Source organism: Delftia sp. WSY_22 (genome assembly GCF_043104185.1).
In the GTDB taxonomy this organism is placed as follows: domain Bacteria; phylum Pseudomonadota; class Gammaproteobacteria; order Burkholderiales; family Burkholderiaceae_C; genus Comamonas; species Comamonas tsuruhatensis.
In genome coordinates, this window is the sequence record NZ_JBICKN010000030.1 from 1 (window position 1) to 17,310 (window position 17,310).

The following is a 17,310-nucleotide window of genomic DNA, read 5'->3' on the forward strand; positions in this document are numbered from 1 at the left end:
GCAACGGCTCGGGCGGCACGGGCCTGGGGCTGGCCATCTGCCGCAAGATCATCGACGCCATGGACGGCACCATCGTGGCCAGCAACCGGCCCGAGGGCGGCTCGCTGTTTCGCATCACCCTTCCCTGCCGCAGCGCATCGGAGACGCGACCGGCGGAGCTGCTGTAGCGGCACCGCCGGCCGGCGCGCCTGCGGCCGGCAAACGGGTGGTGAACAAGTGGCAAACGGGCGGCAACAAATGAGAAAAAGTCTCATTTAGAATGCCAGCACTTCGTCCCGCCCTGCCCGCCTGCCTTCCCTCCCCGCTTGCGTGTATGACACGCCATCCGACTCCTGCCGCCTGGCTGGGCCTGGACCTGCACTGGGCCTATGGCAGCCTGCTGCCCGCCATCTGGCGCAGCACGCGCTGCATCCACCGCGCGCAGGATGTGCTGCATGACGCCTTCGTGCGCTACGCCCTCAGCGGCCGGCACGAAGGCATCGCCCAGCCGCATGCCTACCTGCGCGTGGTGGCGCGCACCGTGCTGGCCGACCAGATGGCGCATGAGCGCCGCTTCGTGCCCCTGCCCGAGCTGGCAGGCGAGGCCGGCGCCGCGCAGCACCCGGTGGCACGCGCGGACGAAATCGCCTTGCAGGAAGCCTTCACGGCGCCTTCGGCCGAGATGCTGGCCGACCTGCAGCAGCGCCTGGGCGCCGTGCAGCGTGTCATCCAGGGATTGCCTGCGCGCTGCCGCGAGGTGTTCTGGCTGTGCAAGGTGGAAGGCCACTCCCAGCCCCAGATTGCCGCCATGCTGGGCATCAGCCTGAACATGGTGGAGCGCCACCTGATGCGCGCCCTGCTGGACCTGCGCGCCGCACGCGAGCTGCTCGCGCCATGAGCACGCCGCGCGAGGAGGCCGCGCGCTGGTTCATACGCATGCACCGGGATGCGGGAGCCCGGCCGGGCGCCGCCGATGCCGCTGCCTGGCGCCGCTGGATGGACGCCGACCCGCGCCACGCCGCCGAATACGCCGCCTTCGAGGCGCTGTGGCAGGACTTCGACTCCACGCCCCGCACCGAGGCCCTGGCCACGGCGGTGGACACCGCCGCACGCCAGCGCCGCGACACACGCAGCAACGCGCGCCGCGCGATCATCACCCGCGGCGTGCTGGGCGTTGCCGGCCTGGGCACGGCGGGCCTGCTGGCATGGCGCGGCTGGCTTGAATGGCAGGACACCACCGTGTTCGCCCTGGCCCGCGACAGTGCGATTGGCGAACGCATCGTGCTGAACCTGCCCGACGCCAGCGTGCTGACCCTGGGACCGGCCAGCCGCATCGCCACGCGCTACACGCGCCGCCAGCGCGCCGTGGTGCTGGAGCAGGGAGAGGCCCTGTTCGACGTGGCCAGGGATGCAGGCCGCCCCTTCACCATCGCCGCCGGCCAGGCCCGCATCACCGTGCTGGGCACGCGCTTCACCGTCAACCGCCTGCCGGGACTGGTGCGGGTGGGCGTGGAGCATGGAACGGTGCGTTTGGCGGTGAAAGGTGGTGACGGAGAACCGTCCTTGCTGCTGCAGGCTGGCGAAGTGGGGGAACTGCCGGACGAAAGCGCCGGTGCCGCCCCCGGTGCCGCACCCGGAGCCGATGGCGCCCACGCCAGCCCCCTCCCCCGCCGCGTGCAACGCGATGCGCGCGACAGCTTCTCGTCCATCGAACGCGGCCTCATCGTCTTCGACAGCGCCGGGCTGGGCGAGATCGCGGCCACGCTGTCGCGCTGGCGCCGCCAGCCCGTGCGTGCGGCCGTCGCCGACGGCACGGGCGGGCCGCGCATCACGGCCGCCGTGCAGCGCGCCGATGTGGAGAGCTTCCTGGACGCGCTGCCGCGCATCGCCGCCGTGCGCGTGCAGGAGCGCGACGGCGCCACCTGGCTGGCCCCGCGCAGCACGGCGCCGGAAAAAATCCGGAAAAACTGAAAAAAAGCGGCCAACGCACATCAGGGATCCGGCGGGCTGCCCCGTCATACAGGCGAGCACAACCGATACCCAGGAGAACGTTCCCGCCATGCCCGCCCGCCCTCTTTCCTCCCGCCCGGCACGCGCCTGCCTGTCCCTGCTCGCCTGCGCGGCGGCACTGGCCTGCACGCCAGCCCTGGCCGCTCCTGCCGACATCGACCTGCCGGCCCAGCCGCTGGCCGACGCCATCAAGGCCCTGGCGCGCGCCACCGGCACCAGCATCGCGGCCGACAGCGCCCTGCTCGCAGGCAAGACCGCGCCCGCCGTCCAGGGCCGCCTGGAGCCGGCCGAGGCACTGCAGCGCCTGCTGGCCGGCAGCGGCCTGCAAGCCTCTGCCCAGCCCCGGGGCGGCTGGCTGCTGCGCCCCGCCCCGGCGCGCCCGCAGACCGCGCTGGACGAAGTGCGGGTGACGGCCACGGCCCTGCGCGACGGCCGCACGGAAGGCACGGGCAGCTACCGGGCGCCCTATGCCAGCGCGGCCACCAAGATCGAGCTGACGGCCCGGGAGACGCCGCAGTCCGTATCCGTGATCTCGCGCGCACGGCTCGATGACCAGAACTTCGTGGAGCTCACCGAAGCCGCCAAGGTGGTGCCCGGCATCGTCGTGCGCCGGCAAAGCAGCACGGGCGGGCGCAGCGACATCCTCTCGCGCGGCTACCAGTCCTCCACCTACCAGCTGGACGGTCTCACCGTCAGCGGCAATCCGGCCACCCAGGAAACGCTGGACCTGGCCCTGTTCGACCGGGTCGAGGCCCTGCGCGGGCCGGCCGGGCTGTTCTCGGGCGCGGGCGAGCCCAGCGTCATGCTCAACCTGGTGCGCAAGCGCGCCCTGCCGGACTACCAGGGCCAGGGCGCCATCGGCCTGGGCTCGCGGGGCCGCAAGCGGGCAGAGGTGGATGTCACCGGAGCGCTGTCCGAAGATGGCCGCCTGCGTGGCCGGGTGGTGGCGCTGCACGAGAACTTCGGCAGCCCCGTGATGGCCATGGACGGCCACAAGCAGGCCCTGTACGGCACGGTGGAGCTGGACGTCACTTCCCAGAGCACGGTCTCGGTGGGCGCCACCTGGCAGCGCGGCCGGGGCAACTACGACACCGGCCTGCCCGCCCACGCCGGCGGCAGGCTGGCCCCCATTCCGCGCGACGTGGCCATTGCTGCCGACTGGGGCCGCGCCGCGCCCGAATCGCTGGCCGGCTTCATCGAGTCGGAGACGCGGCTCGACGGCGGCGGCCTGTTCAAGCTGGCCGCCCGCCGTGTGCTGCGCCAGCAGCGCGACAAGTACATCAACGGCTACTCGGCCGTATCGGACACCGGCATCAGCCGCTTCACCCAGGCCCAGACCGTGGACCGCGACTACGCCGACACCACGGCCGACATCTACTACAGCACGCCCTGGCAATGGGCCGGGCAGACGCACCATTTCATCGCGGGCGCGGACTACCGCAGCTCCAACATGCACCTGCGCATGCTGCGCGGCGCCATGAACACGCCGGCCGACCTGCTCCACTACGACCCCTCCTCCATCCCCGAGCCCAGCTTCAAGCCCTTTGCCGACGACATTACGCGCACCAGCCTGCGCGGCGTCTACGGCCAGTTGCGCATCAAGCCCACGCAGGCCCTCACCCTGGTGGCGGGCGCGCGCAAGAGCTGGTGGAAGACAGAAACCTCGGACCGGCTGCAGAACACGCGCTCGGGCTACGAGGTCGATGGCCAGTTCACGCCCTTCGCCGCCGTGCTCTTCGATCTGAACGACAGCTGGACGCTCTACGCCAGCCAGTCGCGCATCTTCCAGCCGCAAAGCGGGCGCCTGGCCGGTGGCGGCCAGATCGCCCCGCGCGAGGGCCGGCAGGTGGAAGCCGGCATCAAGGGCAGCCTGCTGGACGGACGCCTGAATGCCACCGCCGCCGTCTACCGCATGCAGGACACCAACCGCGCGCTGGCCGACCCCGCCGATGCCGCCTTCGTCATCCCCGCAGGCAAGGTGCGCTCCGAAGGCTTCGAGGCCGAGGTGGTCGGCTCGCTGTCGCCGCGCTGGGACGTGGCGGCCAGTTACGCCTACATGCGCTCCAAATACCTGCAGGGCACCGTCACGCAGACGGGCACCGACTTCAGCACCATGTCGCCGCGCCACAGCGTGAACCTGTGGGCGCGCTACCGCGTGGCCGGCCCCGTGGCCCAGGGGCTGGAGTTGGGCGCGGGCGTGCGCGCCGTCAGCGAGTTCTACGACACCCTGGGCACCGTGCGCTGGCGAGCGGGCGGCTACGGCGTCTGGTCCGTCTATGCCGCCTACCCGCTCACCCCCCAGATCAAGCTGGCCGTGAACATCGACAACCTGTTCGACCGCGTCTACTGGGAGCGCGTGGGCACGGCCACGCGCAGCAACTACTACGGCCTGCCGCGCAGCATCATGGTCACGCTGCGCAGCAGTTTCTGATCCCGTCGCCAGAGGGCGTGCGCCGCAGAAGGCTGCCGCGCCCCCTGCATGCCGCGCAGGCATTCAACACATCGACACTATCGAATGATTTCTCACAAATAATTCAATAGATCCACACATTGCATGGATTTACGCTTGTGTCCATTGCCGGCAGCCGCCGCCAGCCAAGACACACGCCATTGCCATGCAAGACCGTTTTCTGATCGAGCGCATCGAGGCGCGGATCCTCGACATTCCCACCATCCGCCCGCACAAGCTGTCGTTCGGCTCCATCAGCCGGCAAAGCCCGGTGATCGTGCAGCTGTGGCTGCGCAACGGGGCCACGGGCTTTGGCGAGGCCGCCACCATTGGCGGCCCGTCGTGGAACGAGGAATCGCCCGAGAGCATCCACCATGCCATCGCCAACCACCTGGCGCCCAGCCTGATCGGCCAGGACGGCGCGCGCTTCGAGGCCTGCCTCTCGCGCATGGACCTGGCCTGCAAGGGCAATGCCTTTGCCAAGAGCGCCGTGGAAATCGCGCTGCTGGACGCCGTGGCGCGCAGCCTGCAGTTGCCCGTGTGGCAGTTGCTGGGCGGCAAGCAGCGCGACAGCCTGCCCCTGGCCTGGACGCTGGCCAGCGGCGACATCGAGCGCGACCTGGCCGAGGCCCATCTGCGCCTGGAGCAAAAGCGCCACCGCATCTTCAAGATGAAGATCGGCGCGCGCACGCCCGAGGCCGACGTGGCCCATGTGAGCGAGATCGCGCGCGGCCTGCAGGGCCGCGCCACGCTGACCGTGGACGTGAACCAGGCCTGGGACGGCGCCACGGCGCGGCGCTTTCTGCCGCAATTGATCGATGCCGGCGTGACCCTGATCGAGCAGCCCGTGGCCGGCTGGAACGTGCCCGCGCTGCGCGAGCTGACCGCCACGCTGCACGGCGCCCTGGTCATGGCCGACGAGAGCGTGTGCACGCCCTACGACGCCATGCGCCTGGCGCGCGAGCAGGCCAGCCATGTGTTCTCGCTCAAGGTGGCCAAGCACGGCGGCCTGCTGCGCACGCGCAAGGTGGCGGCCATTGCCCAGGCGGCCGATATCGGCTGGTACGGCGGCACCATGCTGGAGACCTCGATCGGCTCGGCCGCCTCGGCCCATGTCTTTGCCACGCTGGGCGGGCAGCACTACAACTGCGAGCTGTTCGGCCCCCAGCTGCTGGTGGACGACATCGTCACCGAGCGCATGGCCATCCGCGACTTCGAGCTGCAACTGCCCGACGGGCCCGGCCTGGGCTTGGAGATCGACCTGCAGCAGTTGGCGCGCTTCGACCGCGCGCTGGCCGGCAGCCAGCCGCAGCACTTCGACATGGGGCAGGCCCGGACCGGGGCTGCGACCTGAATTCCTTTCATTCCTCCTGGAGACAAACATGCTTTACCTGGTCCGCATGGACGTGAAGATCCCCCACGACCTGCCCGCCGACGTGGCAGCCGAGATCAAGGCCCGCGAGAAGGCCTATTCCCAGCAGCTGCAGCACGACGGACGCTGGCCCCACATCTGGCGCGTAGTGGGCGAGTACGCCAACTACAGCGTGTTCGACGTGGCCTCCAACGACGAGCTGCACGAGCTGCTGCAGGGCCTGCCGCTGTTCCCCTACATGGACATCCAGGTCACGCCGCTGGCAAAGCATCCCTCGGCCATCGCCTGAGCACAGCCCAAACCAAGACCAAATTTTTCGGAGACAACTGAAGTGAATGTGAAACGCCGTTTTCTGACCGCCGCAGCCGCAGGCCTGTGCCTGTCCGCCGTCATGCCCGCCGCCCATGCGCAGGCCCCCGAGGCCAACTGGCCCAGCAAGCCCATCCGCTGGATCGTGCCCTTCCCGCCGGGCGGCGCCATGGACGCCATCGCGCGCACCCTGGGCGAGAAGGCCGGCCGCACGCTGGGCCAGCCCTTCGTGATCGAGAACCGTCCCGGCGCCGGCGGCAACATCGGCGCCGACTTCGTGGCCAAGCAGCCCGGCGACGGCTACACGCTGATGATCACCTCCATCGGCATGGCCACCAACAAGCCGCTGTACCGCAAGCTCAGCTACGACCCGATCAAGGACTTCGCCCCCGTGGGCGTGCTGGCCGTGGTGCCCAACATCCTGGTCACCAACTCCACCCAGCCCAACGTCAAGAGCGTGGCCGACGTGGTGGCCGCCGCCAAGGCCTCGCCCGGCAAGCTGACCTATGCCTCGGCCGGCAACGGCACCTCCATCCACCTGGCGGGCGAAGTGTTCAACTCGCTGGCCGGCGTGGACATCCTGCACATCCCCTACAAGGGATCGGGCCCGGCCGTCTCCGACCTGCTGGGCGGACAGGTCAACTACATGTTCGACTCCATCACATCGGCGCGCCCGCACATCCAGTCGGGCAAGCTGCGCGCCCTGGCCGTGACCACGGCCAAGCGCTCGTCCAGCATGCCCGACGTGCCCACCATGGAAGAGGCCGGCATCAAGGGCTACGAGGTCTCGCCCTGGTTCGCCGTCTTCATGCCCGCCAGCACGCCGCCAGCCATCGTCAAGAAGCTCAACCAGGTCTTCGTGGCAGAGATGAAGCAGCCCGACGTGCTCGAACGCTTCAAGGCCATCGGCGCCGAAGTCGTGGGCTCCACGCCCGAGGAAGCGGCCAGGCACCTGCAGGCCGAGTCCGTGCGCTGGACCAAGGTGATCACGGAGCGCAACATCAGCATGGACTGAGCGCTTCTCTTTTCCAGGACATCCCATAAAACCACGAGGAGACAAACATGTCCGAACTGTCCCAGGACCAGCTGCTGAATCTGGTCAACAGCAAGCAGATCGCCCCTGGCAGCGACCGCGTGCGGGCGCTGACCCAGCGCATCGTCAGCGATCTGTTCCACACCATCGACGAGATGGATGTCACGCCCGACGAATTCTGGGCCGCCGTGGACTGGCTGGGCCGCCTGGGGAGCAGCGGCCAGCTGGGCCTGATCACGGCAGGCCTGGGCTTCGACCGGCTGCTGGACATCCGCAGCGACGAGGCCGATGCGCGTGCCGGCCGTGCGGGCGGCACGCCGCGCGCCATCGAAGGCCCGCTGTTCGTGGCCGGTGCACCGCTGTCGCAAGCGGAAGCGCGCCTGGACGAGGGCGAACCCCAGGGCGAGGTCTTCGTGATGGAAGGACGGGTGCTGGATCTTGACGGCCGGCCTCTGCCGCATGCGCTCATCGATGTCTGGCATGCCAATGTCCAGGGCGGCTACTCGCACTTCTTCCCGGGCATGAAGCCCTACGAGCTGCGCCGCCGCATAGAAGCCGACGACCAGGGCCGCTACCGCTTTCGCAGCTATGTGCCGCCCGGCTACTCCATACCGCCGAACAGCCCCACCTCGGAACTGTTCGACGCGCTGGGACGCCACGGCCATCGTCCCGCCCACATCCACTTCCTCGTGGTTGCACCCGGCATGCGCATGCTGACCACCCAGGTCAACCTGCCCGGCGATACCTACCTGGACGACGACTTCGCCTTCGCCACGCGTGACGGCCTGATCGTCGAGCTGGAGCGCGGCGTGTCGCCGGCCGGCTATGAGTCGCTGGGCGTGAACGCGCCTTTCGTCCGCACGCGCTTCGACTTCGTGCTGCAGCCCGCAGTCAGCGAAGGCGAGTCCTTGCCGCTGACACGCATGGAGCGTGTGCGCGCCTGAGGCGCCTCCACCTTCCGGGGCCTTCCGGCCTGCCATTTTTTCGATTCTTCCGTTCCACAGCAGGCCGCCCCTTGGAGTGCGGCCTGCTTCACCGTATCCGCTTCCCACACCATGTCCAGCCTGCATCGCATCGCCGCAACCCTGCTGACCGCCACCGTGGCCCTCGTGCCCGCCCTGGGACACGCCCAGGCTCCGGCAGCCTTTCCTTCCAAGCCGGTGAACATCGTCGTGCCCTACGCGGCCGGCGGCCCCGTGGACAACCTGGCACGCGCGCTGGCCACGCGCCTGAACAAGGTCTGGTCGCAACCCGTGGTCATCCTCAACCGCACAGGCGCCAACGAGATCATCGGGGCCGAGTACGTGGCCAAGAGCGCACCCGACGGCTACACGCTGTTCGCCGCGACCGAAGCGTCGCTGACCATGAACCCGCACCTGTACAGGAAGCTGCCCTACAACCCGCAAAAGGACTTCGCCCCCATCTCCCGCCTGATCAGCGTGCCCATGGTCTTCTTCGTGCCCCAGAGCTCCAAGGCCGGCACGCTGCAGGAGTTCATCGCTCAGGCACGCCAGGCAGGCAAGACCAAACCGCTGACCTATGGCTCATCGGGCGCGGGCGGCATCGTGCACCTGCCGCTGGCCATGTTCGCCAAGCAGGAAGGGCTGGAGATGGTGCACGTGCCCTACAAGGGCGCCGCACCGCTGATCCCCGAAGTCATCGCCGGCCAGATCGACGCAGCGGTGCTGGGCGTGTCGGTGATCGAGCAGCACATCAAGTCGGGCAAGCTCAAGGCCCTGGCCGTGTCCTCGGAGACACGCAGCATCGCCCTGCCGGATGTGCCCACCTTCAAGGAAGCCGGGGTGCGCGACATCCAGGCTGTCTTCAACATCGGCCTGCTGGCACCGGCTGGAACGCCGGCGCCCCTGGTGGAGAAGATCGCCGCCGATGTGCGCCGCGTGCTGCTGGAGCCCGAATTCCGCAAGACCCAGGTGGACGCGTTCTCCTACGTGGCCGTGGCCTCCAGCCCCGCCGAATACCGCGACTTCCTGGCGCGCGACTACCAGGTGCAGGGCGAGCGCGTGCGCACCTCGGGCGCCTCGCTGGATTGAACCGGACGGAGTCCGTTCAGCTCTGGACTGCGGTGCGCTTGGCAACCACGTGCACCGCAGCCGCAGGCCTGCGCCCCCAGTTCATCAGCGCCGTGCCGGCCACGGCCATGCCGCCGCCCAGCACGATGCTGGCATCGATGCTCTCGCCCAGCCACAGCGCCGACAGCGCCACGCCGATCACGGGCACCAGCGTGATGTAGCCCGAGGCCGCACCAGCGCCCAGCGCCTTGACGCCGTCGAAGTACCAGGCATAGGCAAGCGCCGTGGCGCCGAAGGCCAGGAAGGCCAGCGCGCTCCAGGCGGTTGCGTTGCCAAGCACGGCAGCCTGCAGGCCGGCCGGCCCTTCCACAACCAGGCTGGCCACCAGCAGCATGGCCGCGCCCATGGTCGAGGTCACGGCCGTGGCCGACAGCGCATCCACGCCCGTGAGCAGCCAGCGGCCGATCAGGGTGTAGCTCACCCAGCACACCACGCAGCCCAGGATCAGCAGCTCGCCCGCGCCCACCGATCCCTGCAGCAGCGCCAGCGGCTGGCCATGCGAGATCACCACCACGGCGCCGCAGGCCGCCAGCGCCATGCCCAGGGCAATGGTGCGGTTGAGCCGCTCGCCGAACAGCCAGACCGCCAGCGCCAGCGTGAGCACGGGGTTGAGCGTGATCACCAGGGCCGCCTTGCCGGCCGGCACATGCTGCAGCCCCATGAGGAAGAAGGCCGCATAGCCGAACACGCCCGTGGCGCCGGCGGCCGCCATGCCCAGCCAGCGTTTGGCACTCCATTGCCGCAGGCCCGCCATGCCACCGGCCCAGTACAGCCAGGGCAGCAGCACGGCTGCGGCCAGCAGGAAGCGCAGGCTGGCGGCTGCCAGCGGCGGCATGTTCTGTGCCACCACGCGGCCCGCAGGCCAGGAAGCGCCCCACAGCAGGGCCATGCCGACAAGCCGCAGGTGGGGACCGAAGAAGCGTTGAAAATTCATGGCGCGTACTATGTGCTCATATCGATTCATAGACAAATGAGCAAATGCTCATGACCTGGACAACGTGATCCCATGACCTTCACCCAGCTCGAAGTGTTCGCGGCGCTGGCCCGCGCCGGCAGTTTCTCGCGCGCGGCCGCGCTGCTGGGCATTACCCAGAGCGCCGTCAGCCATGCCCTGCGCGCGCTGGAAGGCGAGCTGCAGGTGCAGTTGGTGCGCCGCGAAGGCCCCCACTCCCCGCTGACCGACGCAGGCACGCGGCTGCTGCAGCGCGCCAACGACATCCTCCAGCAAAAGGAGGCCTTGCGGCAGGAGGCCGATGCCGAGCGCGGCATGGCGCGCGGCACGCTGCGCGTGGCCTCGTTCGGCGCCACCTCTTCGCTGCGGCTGCTGCCCCCGCTGATCACCGAGTACCGGCGCCGCCAGCCCGCCGTGCTGGTGCAGATCGACGAGCAAAATGACGACACCGTGGTCAAGTGGCTGCTGGAGCGGCGGGTGGAGATCGGCTTCGTCGTGCTGCCCGACGAGCGCTTCGAGACCGTGCCCCTGGTGGAAGACGAACTGGTGGCGCTGCTGCCCGCATCGCACCGGCTGGCGACCCAGCGCAGCATCCGCGCCGCCGACCTGCAGGGCGAGGCCTTTGTGCGCACCTCGGCCGGGTCGGGCGCGCACATCGACCGCTTCCTGGCCGAGGCCGGCGCCCAGCCTGCGGCCATCTACCACTTCGAGCAGATGTCCTCCATGCAGGGCTTCGTGGCCCAGGGCCACGCCATTGCCATTGCCGCACGCCTGGCCGTGCCCGAGCAGGCGCCCGAAGGCATGGTCTACCGCAGCCTCTCGCCCCGCCAGCGCCGCGTCACCGGCCTGGCCGTGCGCAGCATGGAACGGCTGTCGCCGGCCGCTGCCGGCTTTGTGGAGCTGGCGCGGGAGATGGCGAGGAGGAAGCAGTTTGGCTAAGCCTGCGCCGCCGACGGCAAGGTCAGCGGATGCAGCACCAGCGACTCGCGCACGATGGGCTTGAGCGCCTGGGCCTCGTCGGGGCTGGCCAGCACGCGGGCCAGTTCGGCGCGCATGCGGGGCTCCCAGAATTTACGGATGTGTTCGGCAATGCCCTGCAGGGCCTCGTCACGCTCGGGCATGGCTTCGAAGAACTCGCCGATGCGGTTGGCCATGCGGACCAGGTTGGCGCTGTCCATCACTTGCCCCCTGCCACGGCCATGCTGCCTGCCTGCGCGGCATGCAGCAGGCCGATCTGCTCTTCATGCATGCGCGCAAAGCCGCGCTGCCAGTCGGACGGCTGGGCGTGCTGGGGGACGGGCAGCACCTGCACGGCCGTGACCTTGTATTCGGGGCAGTTGGTGGCCCAGTCCGAGCTGTCGGTGGTGATGACGTTGGCGCCGGATTCGGGAAAGTGGAAGGTGGTGTAGACCACGCCGGGCTGTATGCGCTCGGTGACGGTGGCGCGCAGCACGGTCTCGCCCGCGCGGCTGGCGATGCCGACCCAGTCGCCATCGCGTATGCCGCGGTCCTCGGCGTCATGCGGATGGATTTCCAGCCGGTCCTCGCTGTGCCAGTGACTGTTGTGCGTACGCCGGGTCTGGGCGCCCACGTTGTACTGCGACAGGATGCGGCCCGTGGTCAGCAGCAGCGGAAAGCGCTGGGTGACCTTCTCGTCGGTGGCCACGTACTGGGTGATGATGAAGCGGCCCTTGCCGCGCACGAAGCGGTCCCTGTGCATGATGGAAGTGCCGGCCTCTTCGGTGCTGTCATTGCAGGGCCATTGCACGCTGCCCAGCCGGTCGATCTTGTCGTAGTTCACGCCCGCGAAGCTGGGCGTGAGCGCGGCGATCTCGGCCATGATTTCGCTCGGGTGCGTGTAGTGCATGGCGTAGCCCAGCGCATTGGCCAGCAGCTGGGTGACTTCCCAGTCGGCATGCCCGGCCAGCGGCGCCATGACCTTGCGCACGCGCGAGATGCGGCGCTCGGCATTGGTGAAAGTGCCGTCCTTTTCGAGGAAAGAGGCGCCCGGCAGGAAGACATGGGCGTACTTGGCGGTTTCGTTGAGGAAGATGTCCTGCACCACCACGCATTCCATGGCCGAGAGCGCGGCCGTCACATGCTGGGTGTTGGGGTCGGACTGCACGATGTCCTCGCCCTCGCAGTACAGGCCCATGAAGCTGCCGGCCAGGGCCGCCTCGAACATGTTGGGAATGCGCAGCCCGGGCTCGGGGCTGAGCGCCACGCCCCAGGCCCCCTCGAACTCGGCGCGCACCGTGCTGTCCGAGATGTGGCGGTAGCCGGGCAACTCATGCGGGAAGGAACCCATGTCGCAGGAGCCCTGCACGTTGTTCTGGCCGCGCAGCGGGTTCACGCCCACGCCCTCGCGGCCCACGTTGCCCGTGGCCATGGCCAGGTTGGCGATGCCCATGACCATGGTCGAGCCCTGCGCATGCTCGGTCACGCCCAGGCCGTAGTAGATGGCCGCGTTGACGGGAGTGCCCGCCGCGTGGTCCTCGGCACCCAGCGCATACAGGCGCGCGGCGCCGCGCACGAGTTCGGGAGCGACCCCGGTGACCTCGGCCATGGCCTCGGGCGAGTTCTCGGGCCGGGCAACGAATTCCTTCCACTGCGCGAAGGACTTGGCATCGCAGCGCTCGGCGATGTAGTCCTCGGCCAGCCAGCCTTCGGTGACGATGACATGGGCCAGCGAGGTGATCATGGCCACGTTGGTGCCGGGCCGCAGTTGCAGGTGGTAGTCGGCGCGGATGTGGGGCGACTTGACGAGCTCGATCTCGCGCGGGTCGATGACGATGAGCTTGGCGCCCCCACGCCGGCCGTCGCCGCGCAGGCGCTTTTTCATGCGCGAGCCGAACACCGGGTGCGCGGCCGTGGGATTGGCGCCGATGACCATGACCACGTCCGTGTGCTCGATGGACTTGAAGGTCTGCGTGCCGGCCGAGGTGCCATAGGTCTGGCCCAGGCCATAGCCCGTGGGCGAGTGGCACACGCGCGCGCAGGTATCGACGTTGTTGTTGCCGAAGGCCGTGCGCACCAGCTTTTGCACCAGGTAGGCCTCTTCGTTGGTGCAGCGCGAGGAGGTGATGCCGCCAATGGAATCCTTGCCGTGCTTGGCCTGGATGCGGCGGAACTCGCGGGCCGTGTGGGCAATGGCCTCTTCCCAGCTCACTTCGCGCCAGGGGTCGGTGATCTTCGCGCGGACCATGGGCCGGGTGATGCGGTCCTTGTGCGTGGCATAGCCCCAGGCAAAGCGGCCCTTGACGCAGGCATGGCCCTCGTTGGCCTGGCCGTCCTTCCAGGGCACCATGCGCACGACCTGCTCGCCCTTCATCTCGGCCTTGAAGCCGCAGCCCACGCCGCAGTAGGCGCAGGTGGTGATGGCGCTGTGCCCGGCCTGGCCCAGCTCGGTCACGGTCTTTTCCTGCAGCGTGGCCGTGGGGCAGGCCTGCACGCAGGCGCCGCAGCTGACGCAGTCGCTGTCCATGAAGCTGCCGCCCTGCCCCGCCGTGACGCGCGAGTCGAACCCCCGGCCCGAGATGGTCAGCGCAAAGGTGCCCTGCGTCTCCTCGCAGGCGCGCACGCAGCGGTTGCAGACGATGCACTTGCTGGGGTCGTAGCTGAAGTACGGGTTGGAGACATCGACCTCGGCGCGCGCCTGGCCCTTGAAGTGGTTGGCGCCGTCGAAGCCGTAGCGCACCTCGCGCAGGCCCACGGTGCCGGCCATGTCCTGCAGTTCGCAGTCGCCGTTGGCGCTGCAGGTCAGGCAGTCCAGCGGATGGTCGGAGATGTACAGCTCCATCACGCCGCGGCGCAGCTCCTGCAGTTGCGGGCTTTGCGTGCGCACCTTCATGCCCGGCTCGGCCGGCGTGGTGCACGAGGCCGGAAAGCCCTTGCGGCCTTCGATCTGCACCAGGCACAGGCGGCAGGAGCCGAAGGGCTCCAGGCTGTCGGTGGCGCACAGCTTGGGCACGCTGACGCCGCCTTCCATGGCAGCGCGCATCAGCGAGGTGCCCTCGGGAACGCAGACCTCGCGGCCGTCGATCTCCAGGGTGATCAGGCGTTCGGACGGGCTGGCGGGTGTGCCCCAGTCGGCTTGCTTCAAATGGTCGAGCATGGTGTTCTCCGGTCAGGCAGCCGCTGCGGCCGTGGTGGACTCGATGCCGAAGTCCTGGGGGTAGTGGGTCAGCGCCGAGCGCACGGGATACGGCGTCATCCCGCCCATGGCGCACATGGAGCCGTGCTGCATGGTGTCGCACAGGTTCTCCAGCAGGGCCACCTGGCTGGCGTGGGCGGCAGGGTCGCTGCCGGCGCGCACGATGCGGTCGATGACCTCCACGCCGCGCGTGGAGCCGATGCGGCAGGGCGTGCACTTGCCGCAGGACTCGATGGCGCAGAACTCCATGGCGTAGCGCGCCAGCTGCGCCATGTCGGCCGTGTCGTCATGCACGACGATGCCGCCGTGCCCCACCACATTGCCCTTGGCGGCATAGGCCTCGTAGTCCAGCGGCGCATCCCAGTCGGCCGGCGCCACATAGCTGCCCAGCGGGCCGCCCACCTGCACGGCCTTGACGGTGCGGCCGGTGGCCGTGCCGCCGCCGAAGTCTTCCACCAGCTCGCGCAGGCTCAGGCCGAAGGCCTTTTCCACCAGGCCGCCGCGCGCGATGTTGCCGGCCAGCTGGAACGGCAGCGTGCCGCGCGAGCGGCCCATGCCGAAGCCCTGGTAGAAGGCCGCGCCGCGCGCCAGGATCAGCGGCACCGTGGCCAGCGTGATCACGTTGTTGATCACCGTGGGCCGGCCCCACAGCCCCTCGATGGCCGGCAGCGGCGGCTTGGCGCGCACAATGCCGCGCCGCCCCTCGATGCTCTCCAGCATGGCCGTTTCCTCGCCGCAGACATAGCTGCCCGCGCCCTTGCGCACCTCCATGTGGAAGGCCCGCCCGCTGCCGGCCACGTTGCGGCCCAGCCAGCCTGCGGCCTCGGCACGCGCAATGGCTTCGCGCAGGGTGGCGATGGCATGCGGATACTCGCTGCGCACATAGACCAGGCCCTGCGTGGCGCCCACGGCCAGGCCAGCGATGGCCATGCCTTCGATCAGCGTGTAGGGATCGCCCTCCATCAGCAGCCGGTCGGCAAAGGTGCCCGAGTCGCCTTCGTCGGCATTGCAGGCAATGTACTTTTGCGGCCCCGCTGCGGCGGCCACGGTCTTCCACTTGATGCCGGCCGGAAACGCCGCACCGCCACGGCCGCGCAGGCCCGAATCCAGCACCTCCTGCACGATGGCCGCGGGCTCCATGCGCGCCGCGCGCTCCAGCCCCTGCCAGCCGCCATGGGATGCGTAGTCGGACAGGTTCAGCGGATCGATGACGCCCACGCGCGCAAAGGTCAGGCGCTCCTGGCGCGCCAGGTAGGCAATGGCCTCGGTCAGTCCATGGCACAGCGCATGGCTGCCGCCCTGCAGCATTCCGGCATCGATCAGGCCCGGCACCGCATCGGCCGTGACCGGGCCGTAGGCCACGCGGCCTTCGGGCGTCTCGACTTCCACCAGGGTCTCCAGCCACAGCAGGCCGCGCGAGCCGTTGCGCACGATCTGCACCTGAAGGCCGCGCGCCGCGCACTCGCGCTGCAGGGCACCGGCCACGGCGTCGGCCCCCACGGCCAGCGCGGCGGCATCGCGGGGCACATAGACGCGCACGCCGGGGCCTGCCCCTGCCCCTGCTCCTGCCTCTGCCCCTGCCCCTGCATGCGCAGGCTGGGCCACAGGCTCGCCAGTCTGCTCCGGCTGGCGGCATTGCGCGATGAGTGCATCCAGGCCGTTGGCCGTGACATGCGCATGGGGCTGGCCATCGAGCATCACGGCAGGCGATGACGCGCACAGGCCCAGGCAGTAGACCGGCTCCAGCGTGACGGCGCCATCGGCACTGGTTGCATACCCATGCCCGTGCCCACTCGATCCGCAGCCCAGCGCCTGGCCTGCATGGGCCAGCAGCGCGTCGGCACCGCGCGACTGGCAGGCCTCGGCGCGGCAGACCTGCAGCACATGGCGGCCCGCTGGCGTGCTGCGGAAATGGGGGTAGTAGGAGATGACGCCATGCACCTCGGCACGCGAGAGGTTCAGCGCATCGGCGATGCGCGGCACGGCGGCTTCGGGGATATGGCCCAGCATGTCCTGCACGGCGTGCAGCAACTCGATCAGGGGGCCGGGGCGCAGGGCGTGGACGGCAATGGCGTGCTCGACGGCCTCGCGCTCATGGGCGCCGAGTGCGCTGCCGGCAACAGCGGCATTGAGGACGGCAATGGGAATGATCTTCCCTTGTGTGGCTGGCATGGGTGTCCCTGCTGGCTTTCGTTGTGGGGAGCGGCGCGGTCCGGTCCGCTGGCGCTTTGTCTCTCATGCCATTTCAAGGCCTGCCGGGCAAGCCGTCAAATTCAAACGGATGATTGCGCCATTCAATCGGCAAATGAGCCGCCGGGCAGTGCTGCGCCTGCTGCCCGGGCCTTGCGGATGCCGCAGCCGGCGCGGGTTTGCGCCACTTGGCAAATGCGCCTGGCTTGTCGCAAATCACACGGTATTTGGTGTGAATTTTGATAAGCTCACGCGCACCATGAACCACCCGCCATCAGCCATGACGCCACAGGATGGCTATCATTTTTCAGACCAGATCGGCCACCTGCTGCGGCGTGTCTATCAGCGCCACACTGCACTCTTCCAGCAATACATTCCCGACTCGCAGCTCACGGCCGCGCAATTCGTGGTGCTGTGCTCCGTGCGCGACAACAGCGGCAGCTCGCTGGCCGACATCGTCAAGGCCACCGTGATCGACCAGGCCACCATCCGCGGCGTGGTGGACCGGCTCAAGCAGCGCGAACTGGTGCAGGTGGACCATGACCGCATCGACCGCCGCAAGGTCGTCATCAACCTCACCGAGGCCGGCCAGGACCTGGTGCGCGACATGGAGCCCTTCGCCAAGCAGATCACCGAAAGCACCTACGGCAAGCTCAATCCGGCCGAGCGCCTGGCGCTGGATTTTTTGCTCAAGAAGATGCTGGAAGGTGGCGAGGCGGATTGAGCCCTTGCAGCCTCCCCCCAAAAAAAAGGCCAGAAGGACAAATCCTTCT

15 protein-coding genes are annotated in these 17,310 nt (G+C 69.1%); 11 read left to right on the plus strand and 4 right to left on the minus strand.

Annotated elements, in window-relative coordinates:
• The 9 genes from ACF8NF_RS16130 to ACF8NF_RS16170 all read left to right on the plus strand — a co-directional run.
• On the plus strand, positions 1-167 hold a 167-nt coding region (locus ACF8NF_RS16130), incomplete at its 5' end, for an ATP-binding protein (RefSeq protein ID WP_392450898.1).
• A 146-nt stretch (positions 168-313) separates the two neighbouring features.
• The gene (locus tag ACF8NF_RS16135) at positions 314-877 is read left to right on the plus strand and encodes an RNA polymerase sigma factor (RefSeq protein WP_016449015.1); all 564 of its coding nucleotides are present in this window, start codon (positions 314-316) and stop codon (positions 875-877) included.
• Positions 874-1,950 carry a FecR domain-containing protein gene (locus ACF8NF_RS16140; protein ID WP_016449016.1) on the plus strand — a complete coding sequence of 359 codons (1,077 nt, stop codon included), beginning with the start codon at positions 874-876 and terminating at the stop codon, positions 1,948-1,950. Before ACF8NF_RS16135 ends, ACF8NF_RS16140 begins: the two co-directional genes overlap by 4 nt.
• A gap of 88 nt (positions 1,951-2,038) precedes the next feature.
• Positions 2,039-4,420, plus strand: coding sequence for a TonB-dependent siderophore receptor (locus tag ACF8NF_RS16145; RefSeq protein ID WP_392450851.1), 2,382 nt, complete (start codon positions 2,039-2,041; stop codon positions 4,418-4,420).
• 184 nt (positions 4,421-4,604) lie between these two features.
• Positions 4,605-5,792 (plus strand): muconate cycloisomerase family protein, encoded by a 1,188-nt coding sequence (locus tag ACF8NF_RS16150; protein WP_043790607.1) that lies wholly within the window; start codon positions 4,605-4,607, stop codon positions 5,790-5,792.
• 28 nt (positions 5,793-5,820) lie between these two features.
• Positions 5,821-6,099: a muconolactone Delta-isomerase gene (gene catC, locus ACF8NF_RS16155; RefSeq protein WP_046984478.1), complete on the plus strand. Its 279-nt coding sequence runs from the start codon at positions 5,821-5,823 to the stop codon at positions 6,097-6,099.
• 42 nt (positions 6,100-6,141) lie between these two features.
• Positions 6,142-7,134 carry a tripartite tricarboxylate transporter substrate binding protein gene (locus ACF8NF_RS16160; protein ID WP_046984479.1) on the plus strand — a complete coding sequence of 331 codons (993 nt, stop codon included), beginning with the start codon at positions 6,142-6,144 and terminating at the stop codon, positions 7,132-7,134.
• 47 nt (positions 7,135-7,181) lie between these two features.
• A complete protein-coding gene (locus ACF8NF_RS16165) occupies positions 7,182-8,096 on the plus strand; it encodes a dioxygenase (RefSeq protein ID WP_392450852.1) in 915 nt (304 codons plus the stop codon).
• 111 nt (positions 8,097-8,207) lie between these two features.
• On the plus strand, positions 8,208-9,203 hold the full coding sequence (locus tag ACF8NF_RS16170; RefSeq protein WP_012203791.1) for a tripartite tricarboxylate transporter substrate binding protein: 996 nt from the start codon (positions 8,208-8,210) through the stop codon (positions 9,201-9,203).
• A 16-nt stretch (positions 9,204-9,219) separates the two neighbouring features.
• Here ACF8NF_RS16170 and ACF8NF_RS16175 read toward each other — a convergent pair whose 3' ends face one another.
• On the minus strand, positions 9,220-10,176 hold the full coding sequence (locus tag ACF8NF_RS16175; RefSeq protein ID WP_392450853.1) for a DMT family transporter: 957 nt from the start codon (positions 10,174-10,176) through the stop codon (positions 9,220-9,222).
• 72 nt (positions 10,177-10,248) lie between these two features.
• Here ACF8NF_RS16175 and ACF8NF_RS16180 point away from each other — a divergent pair, with 72 nt between their 5' ends.
• Positions 10,249-11,133: a LysR family transcriptional regulator gene (locus ACF8NF_RS16180; RefSeq protein WP_392450854.1), complete on the plus strand. Its 885-nt coding sequence runs from the start codon at positions 10,249-10,251 to the stop codon at positions 11,131-11,133.
• On the opposite strand, the gene ACF8NF_RS16185 is transcribed toward ACF8NF_RS16180, so the two are convergent.
• From ACF8NF_RS16185 to ACF8NF_RS16195, 3 genes are read right to left on the minus strand one after another with little or no spacing between them, the layout of a single operon-like run.
• Entirely contained in the window at positions 11,130-11,372 is a 243-nt protein-coding gene (locus tag ACF8NF_RS16185) for a formate dehydrogenase subunit delta (protein ID WP_392450855.1), read from the minus strand. The genes ACF8NF_RS16180 and ACF8NF_RS16185 overlap by 4 nt on opposite strands.
• A complete protein-coding gene (fdhF, locus tag ACF8NF_RS16190; RefSeq protein ID WP_392450856.1) occupies positions 11,372-14,308 on the minus strand; it encodes a formate dehydrogenase subunit alpha in 2,937 nt (978 codons plus the stop codon). Before fdhF ends, ACF8NF_RS16185 begins: the two co-directional genes overlap by 1 nt.
• Positions 14,309-14,320: 12 nt before the next feature.
• On the minus strand, positions 14,321-16,519 hold the full coding sequence (locus ACF8NF_RS16195) for a formate dehydrogenase subunit gamma (RefSeq protein ID WP_392450857.1): 2,199 nt from the start codon (positions 16,517-16,519) through the stop codon (positions 14,321-14,323).
• 298 nt (positions 16,520-16,817) lie between these two features.
• On the opposite strand from ACF8NF_RS16195, the gene ACF8NF_RS16200 reads away from it, so the two are divergent.
• Positions 16,818-17,261 (plus strand): MarR family winged helix-turn-helix transcriptional regulator, encoded by a 444-nt coding sequence (locus ACF8NF_RS16200; protein WP_016449026.1) that lies wholly within the window; start codon positions 16,818-16,820, stop codon positions 17,259-17,261.
• Positions 17,262-17,310: the final 49 nt, after the last annotated feature.